Genomic DNA, 13603 nt, shown 5'->3' on the forward strand with positions numbered 1-13603 from the left:
CAGGGGCCCGCATGATCAGCGACGAGTTCGTGCCGTTCGACCAGCTGTCGTCGGGTCCGCCGACGATCTTCATCGTCTTCTTCGCCCTCATCGCGACGACCGTCGTGGCCGTCTTCGCCTTCACGATCGTCAAGGGCGTCGCGCAGTGGCGCTCGAACCAGGCGGCCCCGCTGCGCAGTACCGAGGCGCTCGTCGTGTCGCGCCGCACCGACGTGACCCGACGCAGCCACGAGGGCGCGTCGAGCTCGTCGAGCACGTCGTACTTCGTCACCTTCGAGGAGCCGTCCGGCGAGCGGCGCGAGCTGCGGGTCTCGGGCCCCGACTACGGCCTGTTCGCCGAGGGCGACCGCGGCCACCTCATGCACCAGGGCACCCGCTACAAGGGCTTCACCCGTCAGGGCGCGGTCAGCGACGGTCGCTGAGCAGCGGCGGCCCACTCGAAGAGCGGGTCGGTGAACTCCCGCAGCCGGGAGTAGACGCGATCGATCGACGCGTACCGCCCGACCGCGTCGGGCCGCGGGGCGAAGGCCGCCCCCGGCGTGACCATGGCGGCGACGGCGGTGTCCCAGTCGGGGTGCAGGCCGACCCCGACCGCCGCGCAGATCGCCGCGCCGAGCCCGGCGGCGTCCGGCATGGCGGTGCGGTGGGCGGGGCGGTCGAAGGTGTCGGCGACGAGCTGCATCATGAGGTCCGACCGTGAGCCACCGCCGGCCACGACGACGGACGTGAAGCGCCGGCCCAGGGCGGCCTCCATCCGGGCGACGTGGCCGCGCATCGTCAGGGCGATGCCCTCGAGGATGGCGCGGTGCACGTGCGCGCGGCCCTGGGAGCCGTCGAAGCCGAGCAGGGCGCCGCGCCGCCAGGGGGCGTCGGTCGGCGGGAGCCAGTCGAGCAGGGCCATCAGGCCACCGGCACCGGGCGGGACGGCGGCGGCCTCGGCGTCGAGCTCCGCCTCGAGCGAGGCGTCGCCCGGGACCGGGGCCCCGCCGTGCACGAGGTCGCGGAACCAGCTGACCGTCCACATGCCGCGTCGGATGCCGTGGCTCTCGTAGAGGTACGTGCCGGGCGTCGAGCCGAAGTTGACCCAGTAGTCGTCGGCCCCCTCCGCCGTGGCCCCGGTCGCCATGGCGGCGATGTAGGTGCCGAGGCTGAGCAGCACCGTGTCGTCGTCGCGCAGACCGCAGCCGAGGGCCTCGACCGCCTTGTCGTTGGCCGTCGCGAAGACGGGCAGCCCGGCGGGGATCGCCGTGGCCGTGGCCGCCTCCGGGGTGACGTGCCCCAGCAGGTCGCCCGGCGAGACGAGGTCGAGCAGGAGCGAGCGGGGCATCCCGGTCGCCGCGTAGGCGGCGGGGTCGGTGGACCACTCCGCCGTGGCCTGGTCGATGGGCCACAGCCCCTGGTAGTTCGCGCGCGTGTCGACGAAGCGGCCGGTGAGGCGGTGCGTCACGTAGCCCGACGAGGTCGTGACGTGGGCCACCCGCCGGTCGGCGGGGTCGTGCGGCCGTGAGACCCGCACGTCCATCCAGCTGAGCACCGGCTCGACGAGGTGACCGTCGGTGTCGAGCAGGGCCCGGCAGAAGCGGATCGTGCACAGGCCCACGGCCACGATGTCGCCCGGGTCACCCGCGAAGCGCCCGAGCGCCTGGCTGCAGGCCGCCACGACGGAGTCCCAGATGTCGTCGTCGGGGTGCACGACGTGGCCGTCGGCGGTCGTCGCGTAGGGCCTCAGTCGGCAGCGGCCCGTGGCGTGCACGCGACCATGGGCGTCGACGACGCTGACCTTCGTGCTCTGCGACCCGTTGTCGATCGCGAGGACGTATGCCGTCACACCCGCACCTCGTCGGTCAGCGGGTAGAGCGTGCCCGCGTTCATGACCCCGGCGGGGTCGAAGGCACGCTTGAGGCCCTCGAGGAGGTACCACGCGCTGCCGTGCTCCTCCCGGACCCAGGGGGTCCGGTACTTGCCGACGCCGTGGTGGTGCACCATCGAGCCGCCGACGCGCAGCGCCTCCTCGACGATGATCGCGTTGAGGGGCACGTGGTACTCGTCGATCTCGTCCCGGGGCGCGCAGTTGATCCGGTAGTCGTAGACGAAGTAGAGGTTGGTGCCGGTCTGGTAGCTGTGCGAGGAGTGCGCCCCGAGCATCGTCAGGTCCTCGGCGTGCGGGAACTCGGTGCGGACGCGGTGCATGACGCGGTCGAAGAGCTCTCGCACGCGCGACCAGTCGACCGACACCTCCGTCGTGTAGCCGAGGTGCGCCTCCTCCAGCATCGTGCGCTTCTCGGCGTCGATCTTGTCCTGGCCCCAGTTGAGGCCGTCGAACCACTCCTCGACGAGCCGCGCCTCGACGCGCTCGTGGGGCCGGTGCGCGAAGGTCGCCTCGATGGCCTCTGCCGTGGCGTCGGCCAGCGGGCGCGGCCCCTCGGCCACGAGGACGACGACGTTCTTGTCGTGGGCGAAGTGCGCGAAGTGCTGGCGGGCGTCCTCGACGGAGTAGGCCCGGCACACGGACGGCCGGTAGCCCGCGGTGACGAGCTCGCGCAGGGCGTCGACGCCGTCGGCGAAGTCGTCGACGAGGAAGCCGAAGAAGCGGTTGTTCTCGGGCTGGTGACGGAAGACCTTGAGGGTCACCTCGGTGATGAAGCAGAGGGCGCCCTCGTTGCCGATGACGACGTGTCGGATGTCGGGCCCGGCTGCGCGGCGCGGCACGTTCTTGATGCGGGTGACGACCCCGCCGGGGAAGACCGCCTCGAGTCCCACGACCATGTCCTCGATCCCCCCGTAGAGGGTGGAGAACTGGCCGATGGAACGCGTCGCCACGAGCCCGCCGAGCTGGGCGATCGGCTTGCTCTGGGGGGAGTGCCCGGTCGTCAGGCCCTGCTCGCGCAACCGGTCCTCGAGCACCTGCAGGGGCACGCCGCACTGCGCGGTGACCATCATGTCGACGTCGTTGATCTCGAGGACGGCGTCCATGGCCGAGCCGTCGAGCACGATCGTGTCGTCGACGACCGTCTCGAGCCCGCCCTCGGTGGCCGTGCCGCCGGTGCGCGGCACGACGTTGACGAGGTGCTCCTGCGCGAGCTCGAGCACGGCGGCGACCTGGGCGGTCGAGCGCGGGCGCACGATGGCCGCCGGGATCGGCCCGTCGTAGATGCCGTGGACGGCGCTGTACTTCCTGAAGCGGTCGACGCTGGCCTCGCGGAGGGCCTGCTCGTCGGTGATGACGTCGCCGGCGGCGAGGATCTGGGTCAGCCGCTCGACGAGGGCGTCGCGGCTCAGGGTGGAGCGTGAGGCAACCATGGGGACCGGTGCTTTCTGTGGGGCGTGCGGGCGTACGGGGTGGGGCGGCCGGCGCGTCAGCGCACGAGGTAGCCGCCGTCGACGGTGAGGACGTGGCCGTTGACGTAGTCGGCGGCCCGGCTGGCGAGGAAGACGGTGGCGCCCATGAGGTCGCTGACGTCGCCCCACCGGGCGGCCGGGATGTGCTCGACGATGCGGCGGTCGGCCTCCTCGTCGGAGCGGGTGGCGGCCGTGATGGCCGTCGAGAAGTAGCCGGGGGCGATCGCGTTGACCTGGATGTTGTGCTCGGCGAGCTCGTCGCAGTAGGCCTTCGTGAACCCGACGATCCCGGCCTTCGTGGCGGCGTAGGCCGGGGACTGCCGCCCGCCGAGGAAGGAGAAGAGGGACGCGATGTTGATGATCTTGCCGGAGCCCTGGGCGATCATCAGCCGGCTGGCCTCGTGGGCCAGCTCGAACGCGGCCGTGAGGTTGACCGAGACCATCGGGTCCCACTTGCTGCGGTCGAAGTCCTCGACGTCGTCGAGCAGGCAGATGCCGGCGGAGTTGACGAGGATGTCGACCGACCCCAACGTCTCGGCGCAGCGCCGCACGACCTCGGCGGGGGCGCCCGGCTCGGTGAGGTCGGTGCGGGCGTAGGCCATTCGCCGCCCCTCCGCCTCGATGAGCCGCGCCGTGGAGCCGTCGTCCTCGTCGAGCCCCGCGACGAACACGTCGGCCCCGGCCTTGGCGAGGGCGACCGAGAAGGCCTGCCCGAGGCCGGTGTTGCCGCCGGTGACGATGGCGTTGCGGCCCTCGAGCGAGAAGAGGTGCATGCCGAACTCCGAGATGCTCATCGCGCCTCCTGCCCGGCGGCGGTGGTGTGGGCGAACGGGTCGGCGATGCCCACGTAGCAGGTCTCGAGGTACTCCTCGATGCCCTCGCGGCCACCCTCGCGCCCCAGACCGGACTGCTTGACCCCGCCGAACGGGGCTGCCGGGTTGGACACGACACCGGTGTTGAGGCCGAGCATCCCGGTCTCGAGCCGCTCGGCCATCCGCAGGCCGCGATCGAAATCGCGGGTGTAGACGAAGCAGACGAGCCCGAAGGGGGTGTCGTTCGCGAGGCGGACCGCCTCGTCCTCGGTGTCGAAGGTGATGACCGGGGCGACCGGGCCGAAGACCTCCTCGTCGAGGATCGCGGCGCCCGGCGGCACGTCCGTGACCACCGTCGGGGCGTAGAAGTAGCCCGGGCCCTCGACCGGCCGGCCGCCCAGGGCGATCCGCGCCCCGTCGGCGACGGCGCCGTCCACGAGACGGCGCACCTTCGCCACCGCGGCCTCGTTGATGAGCGGGCCGAGGCGGGTCCCGGGCTCGGTCCCGCGGCCGACGGTGTAGCCGCCCATCCGCTCGGCGAGGCGCTCGCCGAACTCGACCGCGAGGCTGCGGTGGACGAGGAACCGGTTCGCCGCCACGCAGGCCTCGCCGCCGTTGCGCAGCTTGGCCGTGACGGCACCCTCCACGGCCGCCTCGAGGTCGGCGTCCTCGAAGACGACGAAGGGCGCGTTGCCGCCGAGCTCCATCGAGACGCGGAGCACCTGGTCGGCGGAGTCGGCGATGAGACGCCGACCGACCGGGGTGGACCCGGTGAAGGAGAGCTTGCGCAGCCGGTCGTCGCGCAGCAGCGGGCCGGTCACGCCGCCGGGATCGGTCGTGGGGACGACGTTGAGCACGCCGTCCGGCAGCCCGGCCTCGGCCATCACCTCGGCGAGGAGCAGCGCCGTCAGCGGCGTCAGCTCCGCCGGCTTGAGCACCATGGTGCAGCCGGCGGCCACGGCCGGGGCGATCTTGCGCGTCGCCATCGCGAGGGGGAAGTTCCACGGTGTGATGAAGAGGCACGGACCGACGGGCCGCTTCGTGACGAGCAGCCGGTTGCGACCGTCGGGGGCCGTCGCGTAGCTGCCCGACACCCGGGGGGCCTCCTCCGAGAACCACCGGAGGAACTCGGCGCCGTAGGCGACCTCGCCGTGGGACTCCGCGAGCGGCTTGCCCATCTCGAGCGTCATGAGCAGGGCGAAGTCGTCGGCGCGTGCGGTGACGAGCTCGAAGGCGCGCCGCAGGATCTCGGCGCGCTCGCGCGCCGGGGTGCGGCCCCACGACGCCTGCGCGGCGTGGGCGGCGGTGAGCGCCCGGTGGCCGTCCGCGGGCCGGGCGTCGGCGACGGTGGCCAGCACCGTGCCGCGCGAGGGGTCGACGACGTCGAAGCGGGTGCCGTCCTCGGCCTCGCGCCAGCGTCCGCCGACGAGCAGACCGGTCGGGGTGCGGGCGAGGAGCGCGTCCTCGGCGTCGGGGGTGACGAGAGTGGTCATGGTGGTCCTTGGGAGTCGGGGAGGAGACGGCGACGGGGTCGTCAGAGGCGCAGCTCGTGCCCGATGAGGTCCTCGTAGAGCTTGACGGGCGTCATCTCGCCGGCGCGGTCGCCGTAGCTCGCGCGCGCCCGGCGGTAGATCTGCTCGACGACGGCCGACAGCTCCGTGGGCACGCCGACCGCGCGGGCGAGGTCGATGGACAGGCCGAGGTCCTTGCAGGCCAGGGCGATCGCGAAGCCCTCGTCGTAGTCGCCGTCGCGCAGGATGCCGGTGACGTCCTTCTCGAGGAAGTTGCTGTTGGCCGGGCTGGCGACGAGCGCGTCTCGCAGCACGCCGAGGTCGACGCCGGCGCGGACACCGACGGAGAGCACCTCGGCGGTGGCCACGAGGTGCGAGAACCAGAGCTGGTTGATCATCAGCTTGACCGCGTAGCCGGCGCCGTGCCCGCCGACGTGGAGGATCCGCTCGGGGTCGCCCATCGCCTCGAGGACGGGCCGCACGCGGGCGACGTCGTCGGCGTCCCCGCCGACGAAGATCTGCAGCATGCCGGTGGCGGCGCCCACCGACATCCCGCTCACGGGTGCGTCGAGCACGTGCAGCCCGCGGTGGGCGTGGGCGAGGCGCACCTGGTCGGCCACCTCCGGCACGGACGTCGACATGTCGATCCACGTGCCGCCGTCGTGGATGCCGACGAGGATGCCGTCCGGCCCGTTGACGACGTCGGCGACGTGGCGGGGGGTGGGCAGCATCGTGATGACGAGGTCGCTCCGGGCGGCGACCTCCGCCGCGGTGTCGGCCCAGGCGGCGCCGGCGGCGACGAGGGCGTCGGCGGCCTCCGTCCGCACGTCGGTGACGACGAGCGGGAAGCCGGCCTCCTGGAGGTTGCGGGTCATCCCGGAGCCCATGCTGCCGAGGCCGATGAAGCCGACGGTCGGCGCGGGTGAGGGGGTGGACATCGTGGGGGTCTCCTCGTCGGGGACGGGCGGCCCGGCGGGTGCCGGGTGCGAGGTGGCGGGTGGGGTGGTCACGGGCGTGGACGACCCGACGGGTCGTAGAACGGGTTCCAGACGTCGTCGCGCGCGTCGAGCACCGCGTCGAGCCCGGGCAGGCCGGCCGCGCCGTTGCGCAGGGCGTTTCGGGTCGCCTCCCGGTTGTTGCGGTAGACCGCCTCGGCGTCGTCGGCGCCGGGGTTGACCCAGACGGCGGCGAGCAGGACGTGCGAGTCCGTGTGCTCGGCGGGGATGACGCCCTCGGCGACGGCGTCCGCGACGCCACCGGCCACGCCCGCCTGGGCGGGACCCCAGATGTGCGTGCCGTGCTCGTCGGTGGCCGGGGCGGCCTTGGACACGAAGAGGGTGAGCGGCTTGACCGGGAGCGAGGGGCGCAGCACGGCGACGAAGGGCACGTGGCCGGCGCTCGGCGAGCCGAGGGCGGTGGCCCAGGCGGTGCCGGCGGGCCCGGTGCGGTCGCCGAGCACCGTGTTGATGTGCGCGGCGTTGACGCCGTCGCCGACGAAGCTCTCGCCCACCTGGTAGGGCGCGGACGAGGTCACTTGACGAGCCCCTGCGCCTCGAGCCACTCGGTGGCGACGTCCTGCGGGTCCTCGCCGTCGACGTCGACCTTGGCGTTGAGCTTCTGCATCTCCTCGGTCGTCAGCTTCGGCGTCATGAGCGCCATGACGTCGGCGATCTTCGGGTACTTTTTGAGCACGTCGGCCTGCAGGGTGAAGCCACCCTGGTAGACGGGGAAGAACTCCTTGTCGTCGGCGAGCACGGTCAGGCCGAGGGCCGGGATGCGTCCGTCGGTCTGGAACACCTCGCCGAAGTTGCAGTCGGCGCCCTTCTGCGTCGCCGTGTAGATGACGCCCGTGTCGAGCATCTTGACGTTGCCGTCGGGGACGTTGATGCCGTAGGCCTTCTTGAGCCCGGGCCAGCCGTCGTCGCGGGTCGAGAACTCGCTCTCGATGCAGAAGGTCTTCTCCGACTCCGGGAGGGCCGCGAGGTCGCTGAGCTTGCTGACGCCGAGCTTGGTGGCCGCGTCGTTGCGCACGGCGAACGCATACGTGTTGTTGAGGGGCGCGGGGTCGAGCCATGCGATGCCCTTGGCGGCGTCGGCCTTCTTGACGGCCTCGAACTGCGCCTCGGCACCCTTCACCGGGGTCGTGTTCTTGTTGTAGGTGATCCACGACGTGCCCGTGTACTCCCAGTACCCGAGGAACTGCTTGTTCTCCAGGGCCTGGCGGACGTTGGCCGACCCCACGAGCTTGGTGTTGGCCTCGAGCTCGGCGCCGTGCGCGTTGAGCAGGTCGGTCGTGAGGTAGGCGAGGATGTACTGCTCGGAGAAGTCCTTCGACCCGATGGTGCCCTGGAGCCCCTCGAGCTCGGAGCCACCGGCCGCCGAGCCTCCGGCGGTCGAGGCTCCGCCCGGTGCGGGATCGCTGCCGCCGCAGCCGGCGAGGGCCAGGGTGAGCGCGACCGCTGTGGTCGCGACGATCTGCTTCTTCATGTGGGTCTCCTTCTCGGGGTGACGGATCCGCCGAACGGCGGAGGGGTCGAGCGCATGCCGCGCCGGCGCGGCGCGGGGCGGAGCGGGTCGAGCGTGAGCGGGGTGTGGGTGGGGGCGGTGCGGGCCGGGTCGGGGTCGGGTCGGCCTCAGAGACCCTTGGGGCGCACCTTCTCCTCGACGAGGCCGGCGGCCCAGTCGATGAGCATCGCGATGCAGGCGACGAGGACGGCGCCGACGACGAGCACCGGGAACCGTTGCAGCTTCAGGCCGTTGATGATCATGTCGCCGAGGCCGCCGGCGTTGATGAACGTCGCGATGGTCGCGACGCCGACGCAGAAGACGAGCGAGGTGCGCAGCCCGGCCAGGATGACCGGTGAGGCGAGGGGCAGCTCGATGCGGCGCAGCACCTGGTTGGGGGTCATCCCCATGCCCCGGGCCGACTCGCGGATGCTCGCGTCGACCTGTTCGAGGCCGGTCAGGGTGTTCCTCAGGACCGGGAGGAAGGAGTACGCGACGAGCGCCACGAGGGCGGTCGTGAAGCCGGTCTTCCACACGATGGCGAGGAGGATGACGACGCCGACGGCCGGGGTGGCCTGGCCGATGTTGGCGAGGCCGAGCACGACGGCGCGGAACGGTGCCCACGTCAGGCGGTGGACGAGGATGCCCACGGGGATGGCGATGAGGGCGACGAGGGCCGACGCGGTGACGGTGAGCAACAGGTGCTCGCCGACCCGTGCGCCGATGTACTCCGCGTTGAGGGTGCGCCGCTCGATCGAGTCGAGGGTCGTCGTCGCGACGTAGACCATGGTCGCGCCGAAGATGACGGCCACGGCGATCGGGGCGGCGGTGTGGCGCAGGAGGGTGCCGAGCCGGCTCGTCGACGTGGTGACGTCGCGGATCTCCGCGGTCGAGGTGATGGCCATCGGTCAGCCCACCGGCCGGTGGGCGGCGCCGTCGAGGCGGGCCGAGATGTCGGCGTGCGACAGGGAGCCGAGCGGTCGGCCGCCGGCACCCGTCACGCCGACCCGCTCCGCGCCGGTGAGGACGAGCAGGTCGAGGGCGTCTCTCAGGGTGGCGGCCTCGTCGACCGTGGGCCCGCCCGAGGTGGTGGGGCCGAGCGGACCCGCCGTGACGGGGATGAGGGCGAGGCGCTTGAGGGCCGACCCCTGCCCGATGAAGGAGCGCACGTAGTCGTTGGCCGGGGCCGCGAGGATGGCGGCCGGGGTGTCGAACTGCTCGATGTGGCTCCGGTCGCTGAGCACCGCGATGCGGTCGCCGAGCCGGATCGCCTCGTCGAAGTCGTGGGTGACGAAGATGATCGTCTTGCCGATGTCGGACTGGAGCCGGAGGAACTCGGCCTGCAGCTTCTCGCGGGTGATCGGGTCGGTCGCGCCGAAGGGCTCGTCCATGAGCATGACGGGAGGGTCGGCGGCGAGCGCCCGCGCGACGCCGACCCGCTGCTGCTGGCCGCCGGAGAGCTGCTTGGGGTAGCGGTGCGCGAAGGTGCCGGGGTCGAGCTGGACCGTGGTCAGCAGCTCCTCGACGCGGTCGGCGATCCGGGCCTTCGGCCACCCGAGCAGCCGTGGCACGGCGCCGACGTTCTCGGCGATGGTGAGGTGCGGGAAGAGCCCGATCTGCTGGATGACGTAGCCGATGTGCCGGCGCAGCTGGTTCGGGTCGATCGACAGCACGTCCTTGTCGTCGATGCGGATCGAGCCGGACGTGGGCTCGATGATCCGGTTGACCATCTTCATCGTCGTCGTCTTGCCGCACCCGCTGGGCCCGACGAACATCACCAGCTCGCCCGGCTCGACGCGCATCGAGAAGTCCTCGACGGCGGAGCGGCCCTGGCCGGGATAGGTCTTCGTGATGCCGTCGAGCTCGATGCTGACGCCGGCGTGCTGGTCGGCGAGCACGGAGGTGGTTCCGGAGGCGGTGGTGTCAGGCACGGAGACCCCTTGAGGTGGTGAGGCGGGTGATGAGGATGAACGCCGCGTCGACGAGGAGGGCGAGGACCACGACCGCCACGGTCCCGGTCAGCGCGTAGTTGAGCGCGTTGCGCGAGCCGAGCGACGACAGGCCCTTGAAGATGTACTGGCCGAGGCCGGGGCCTGCGACGTAGGCGGCGATGGCCGCGATGCCGATGGTCAGCTGGGCGGCGACCCGGACGCCGGTGAGGATGACGGGCCAGGCGATCGGCATCTGGATGCGCCAGAGGATGGCGAGCGGCACCATGCCGATCCCGCGTGCCGACTCGAGCACCTCGCTCGGCACCTCGCGCAGGCCGACGACCGTGTTGCGGATGATCGGCAGGAGCGAGTAGAAGACGAGGGCGACGACGGTCGGCCCCCACCCGAGCCCGAGGACCGGGCTGAGGATCGCGAGCAGCGCCAGCGACGGGATCGTCAGCGCGATGCCGGCGGAGGTGATCGACACCGACCGGGCCACCGGCCGGTTCCAGACGGCGGTGCCGATGAGCACCCCGAGCACCATGGCGAGCAGGAGCGAGAGCGCCACCACGGCCAGGTGCTGGAGGGTGAGCTGCAGGATCTCGTCCCACCGTCGTTCGAGGAACTTCGGCAGTCCGCTGAGTCCGTCCACGATGCTCGCTCCCTTCTCTTCGTTGAGGTAGGTGTCGGAACCGTAGAACTGCCGAAGTCATATGAGCAATGGGTGTTGCGCATATGACAACTGCACCTGCTAGCGTGCTGCGCGTGACGACGTCGAAACCGCCCCGGCCGCCCCGGCGCAACTCCTCCGGCCTCGCCCGTGACATCGAGGTGCTCGAGGTGCTCGGCCTCCCGGAGGCCTTTCCCGGCGGCCTCGGTGTCGTGCGCATCGCCGAGCTCGCGGGGCGCGAGAAGACGGTGGTCTCGCGGACCCTCGCCACGCTCGCCGACGCCGGGCTCGTCTCCCGCGACGCCGAGACGCTCACCTACCGCCTGGGCCCGCGGCTCTTCGCCCTGGCCGCCCGGACGTCCGAGGCGGTCCTCGTCCGCGAGGCGCGGCCGTACCTGCGCCGGATCGCCCGGCACACCGGTGAGACGACCCATCTGTCGGTGCTGCGGGGCGGCAACGTCCTGACGCTCGTCAGCGAGCTCAGCCCGTACGAGTTCCGCACGGCCGGCTGGGAGGGCGTCACGACAGCGGCGTGGCGCACGCCGTCGGGCCGCGTCCTGCTCAGCGACTGGGAGGACGAGGAGCTGGCGAGCTGGTACGCCCTTCACGGGCACGACCAGCCCATGGTGGGCCCCGGCCGGAGCGACGTGTCACCCTCGGCGTTCGCGGTGCTCGATGCGCCGGCCCCCGAGCAGGTCGTCGTGCACGACCTCCTCGACCTGCGCGCCGAGATCGATCGCATCCGCCAGCGGGGCTACGCGATCTCGGACGAGGAGCTCGAGGTCGGGGTCGTCGCGGCGTCGGCCCCGGTCACCGACTTCACCGGTCGGGTCGTGGCCGCCGTCAACATCAGCGCCCCGAAGGCGCGGATGCCCGGATCCCTCGAAGCCATAGGCGAATTCGTCGCTCGAGCGACGGAACCGCTGTCTGCCCACCTCGGTTCGGCCCCGGCGACGCCCCGGTGACGCGCACTCCCGCGCCGGACGGCATACGCCCTCGGCCCGTCGGGCTCAGGCGCCGGTCGCGTTGGGGTCGCGCCACCGGCGCTCGAAGGGCAACCGCCACGTGAAGGGCGCGACGAGCTGGTGGATCTGGTTCGGCCCCCACGTGCCGGGGTCGTAGGGGCGCACGATCGGCGGGTTGTCGAGCAGCGGCTGGCTGATCTCCCAGAGGCGCTCGATGCCCTCGGCCGACGTGAAGAGGGTGCGGTCGCCGCGCGCGGCGTCGTAGATGAGCCGTTCGTAGGCCTCGAGCACCGCGCCGGCCCAGTGCGTCTCCTGCATCGAGAACTGCATCGAGAGCTTGTCGAGCTTCATGCCGGGCCCGGGGCGCTTGCCGTAGAACGACAACGACATCCGGGCCTTGTCGGCGAGGTCGAAGGTGAGGTGGTCGGGCCCGTTGTCGCCGACGCCCGAGCCGGCGGGGAACATCGAGCGCGGCGGCTCCTTGAAGGCGATCGAGATGATGCGGGCGCCCTCGGCGAGGCGCTTGCCCGTGCGCAGGTAGAAGGGGACCCCGGCCCAGCGCCAGTTGTCGACGAAGCACTTGAGCGCGACGAACGTCTCGGTCTGGCTCTCGGGCGTGACGCCGGGCACGTCGCGGTAGCCGACGTACTGGCCGCGCACGACGTCGTGCGGCTCGATCGGCGACATCGAGCGGAAGACCTTGTTCTTCTCCTCGCTGATGGCGTGCGGCTCGAGGGCCGTCGGCGGCTCCATCGCGGTGAAGGCGAGCACCTGGAAGAGGTGTGTCACGACCATGTCGCGGTAGGCGCCGGTGCTCTCGTAGAAGTCGGCGCGCTGGGCGAGCCCGAGCGTCTCCGGCACGTCGATCTGGACGTGGTCGATGTGGTTGCGGTGCCAGATCGGCTCGAAGAGGCCGTTCGCGAAGCGGAACGCGAGGATGTTCTGCGCCGCCTCCTTGCCGAGGAAGTGGTCGATGCGGAAGATCTGCTCCTCGTCGAAGACCTCGTGCAGCTCGGCGTTGAGGGCGCGGGCGCTCGCGAGGTCGGTGCCGAAGGGCTTCTCCATGATGATGCGGCTGCGCTCGACGAGCCCGGCCTCGGCGAGCTGGTGCACGACGGCGAGGGCGGCCTTGGGCGGCACCGACAGGTAGTGCAGGCGCCACGCATCCGGGCCGAGGATCGCCTCCGACTCGTCAACGGCGGCCCGAATTCCTTGTGGCCCAAGGCTGCCCGGCACCCAGTGGATGCGGTCGGCGAACTCGCGCAGGTCGTCGTCGGTGACCTCGTGGCTCGAGTGCTCACGGATCGAGGCGAAGGCGAGCTCGATGAACTCGTCGCGGCTCAGCTCGTCGAGGGAGGTCGCGACGACCCGCAGCCCCTCGAGCAGCTGCGACTCGTGCAGGTGCAGCATGCCGGGGAGCAGCTTGCGCTTGGCGAGGTCTCCGGTGGCGCCGAAGAGGACGACGGTGGTGGCGGGCATGGGTCCAGCGTGGCGCAGATCGGGCGCCCGCGGGAGGGGCGCCACCCCGCTCTCGCGATTGGGCGGCGCCGGGAGGCCTCGAGCCCTACGCTCGGTCCATGCTCATCATCGGCATGATCCTCTTCGGCATGCTCGTCGGCGCGGCCGCCCAGCTCGTCCTGGGCCGGGAGGGCAAGAGCATCGACTGGACGATGGCGATCGTCGCGGGCCTCGTCGGCTCGTTCGTCGGTGGGCTGCTCTCGAGCCTCCTCGCGGGCGACGGCATCGCGCTGCGCCCCAGCGGCATCATCGGCTCCATCGTCGGTGCCGTCATCGTGACCGGGGTGTGGCGCTGGAGCCGCACCCGCAGCGTCACCCGCTGACTCCCGTCGCCGCGCGCTCGCCTCGAACC

14 protein-coding genes are annotated in these 13603 nt (G+C 71.9%); 3 read left to right on the forward strand and 11 right to left on the reverse strand.

The features are described 5' to 3' along the window. The first annotated feature begins 11 nt into the window (after positions 1-11). A complete protein-coding gene (locus ABD979_RS19640; RefSeq protein ID WP_345509231.1) occupies positions 12-422 on the forward strand; it encodes a DUF2500 domain-containing protein in 411 nt (136 codons plus the stop codon). Here the strand turns inward: ABD979_RS19640 and ABD979_RS19645 are convergent. From ABD979_RS19645 to ABD979_RS19690, 10 genes are all read right to left on the reverse strand, one after another. Beyond that, the gene (locus ABD979_RS19645; RefSeq protein WP_345509233.1) at positions 395-1828 is read right to left on the reverse strand and encodes an FGGY-family carbohydrate kinase; all 1434 of its coding nucleotides are present in this window, start codon (positions 1826-1828) and stop codon (positions 395-397) included. The two genes, ABD979_RS19640 and ABD979_RS19645, sit on opposite strands and share 28 nt — an antisense overlap. After that, positions 1825-3300 carry an FAD-binding oxidoreductase gene (locus ABD979_RS19650; RefSeq protein WP_345509234.1) on the reverse strand — a complete coding sequence of 492 codons (1476 nt, stop codon included), beginning with the start codon at positions 3298-3300 and terminating at the stop codon, positions 1825-1827. The genes ABD979_RS19645 and ABD979_RS19650 overlap by 4 nt, the downstream gene beginning before the upstream one ends. 56 nt (positions 3301-3356) lie before the next feature. Next, the gene (locus ABD979_RS19655) at positions 3357-4133 is read right to left on the reverse strand and encodes an SDR family oxidoreductase (protein WP_345509235.1); all 777 of its coding nucleotides are present in this window, start codon (positions 4131-4133) and stop codon (positions 3357-3359) included. Then, positions 4130-5644 (reverse strand): NAD-dependent succinate-semialdehyde dehydrogenase, encoded by a 1515-nt coding sequence (locus ABD979_RS19660; protein WP_345509236.1) that lies wholly within the window; start codon positions 5642-5644, stop codon positions 4130-4132. The genes ABD979_RS19655 and ABD979_RS19660 overlap by 4 nt, the downstream gene beginning before the upstream one ends. Before the next feature lie 41 nt (positions 5645-5685). Further along, the gene (locus tag ABD979_RS19665) at positions 5686-6600 is read right to left on the reverse strand and encodes an NAD(P)-dependent oxidoreductase (RefSeq protein WP_345509237.1); all 915 of its coding nucleotides are present in this window, start codon (positions 6598-6600) and stop codon (positions 5686-5688) included. A gap of 68 nt (positions 6601-6668) precedes the next feature. After that, positions 6669-7196: a formaldehyde-activating enzyme gene (fae, locus tag ABD979_RS19670; RefSeq protein ID WP_345509239.1), complete on the reverse strand. Its 528-nt coding sequence runs from the start codon at positions 7194-7196 to the stop codon at positions 6669-6671. Then, the gene (locus ABD979_RS19675; protein ID WP_345509240.1) at positions 7193-8149 is read right to left on the reverse strand and encodes a glycine betaine ABC transporter substrate-binding protein; all 957 of its coding nucleotides are present in this window, start codon (positions 8147-8149) and stop codon (positions 7193-7195) included. The genes fae and ABD979_RS19675 overlap by 4 nt, the downstream gene beginning before the upstream one ends. 146 nt (positions 8150-8295) lie before the next feature. Beyond that, entirely contained in the window at positions 8296-9072 is a 777-nt protein-coding gene (locus ABD979_RS19680) for an ABC transporter permease (RefSeq protein WP_345509241.1), read from the reverse strand. A 3-nt stretch (positions 9073-9075) separates the two neighbouring features. Continuing rightward, a complete protein-coding gene (locus ABD979_RS19685; protein WP_345509242.1) occupies positions 9076-10098 on the reverse strand; it encodes an ABC transporter ATP-binding protein in 1023 nt (340 codons plus the stop codon). After that, a complete protein-coding gene (locus ABD979_RS19690; protein WP_345509243.1) occupies positions 10091-10750 on the reverse strand; it encodes an ABC transporter permease in 660 nt (219 codons plus the stop codon). The genes ABD979_RS19685 and ABD979_RS19690 overlap by 8 nt, the downstream gene beginning before the upstream one ends. 113 nt (positions 10751-10863) lie before the next feature. Here ABD979_RS19690 and ABD979_RS19695 point away from each other — a divergent pair, with 113 nt between their 5' ends. Then, positions 10864-11733 (forward strand): IclR family transcriptional regulator, encoded by an 870-nt coding sequence (locus ABD979_RS19695; RefSeq protein WP_345509244.1) that lies wholly within the window; start codon positions 10864-10866, stop codon positions 11731-11733. 45 nt (positions 11734-11778) lie between these two features. On the opposite strand, the gene zwf is transcribed toward ABD979_RS19695, so the two are convergent. Then, a complete protein-coding gene (gene zwf / locus ABD979_RS19700; protein WP_345509245.1) occupies positions 11779-13212 on the reverse strand; it encodes a glucose-6-phosphate dehydrogenase in 1434 nt (477 codons plus the stop codon). 98 nt (positions 13213-13310) lie between these two features. Here zwf and ABD979_RS19705 point away from each other — a divergent pair, with 98 nt between their 5' ends. Beyond that, positions 13311-13574 carry a GlsB/YeaQ/YmgE family stress response membrane protein gene (locus tag ABD979_RS19705; RefSeq protein ID WP_345509246.1) on the forward strand — a complete coding sequence of 88 codons (264 nt, stop codon included), beginning with the start codon at positions 13311-13313 and terminating at the stop codon, positions 13572-13574. Positions 13575-13603 lie beyond the last annotated feature (29 nt).

The organism is Terrabacter aeriphilus (genome assembly GCF_039542985.1).
GTDB lineage: Bacteria > Actinomycetota > Actinomycetes > Actinomycetales > Dermatophilaceae > Terrabacter > Terrabacter aeriphilus.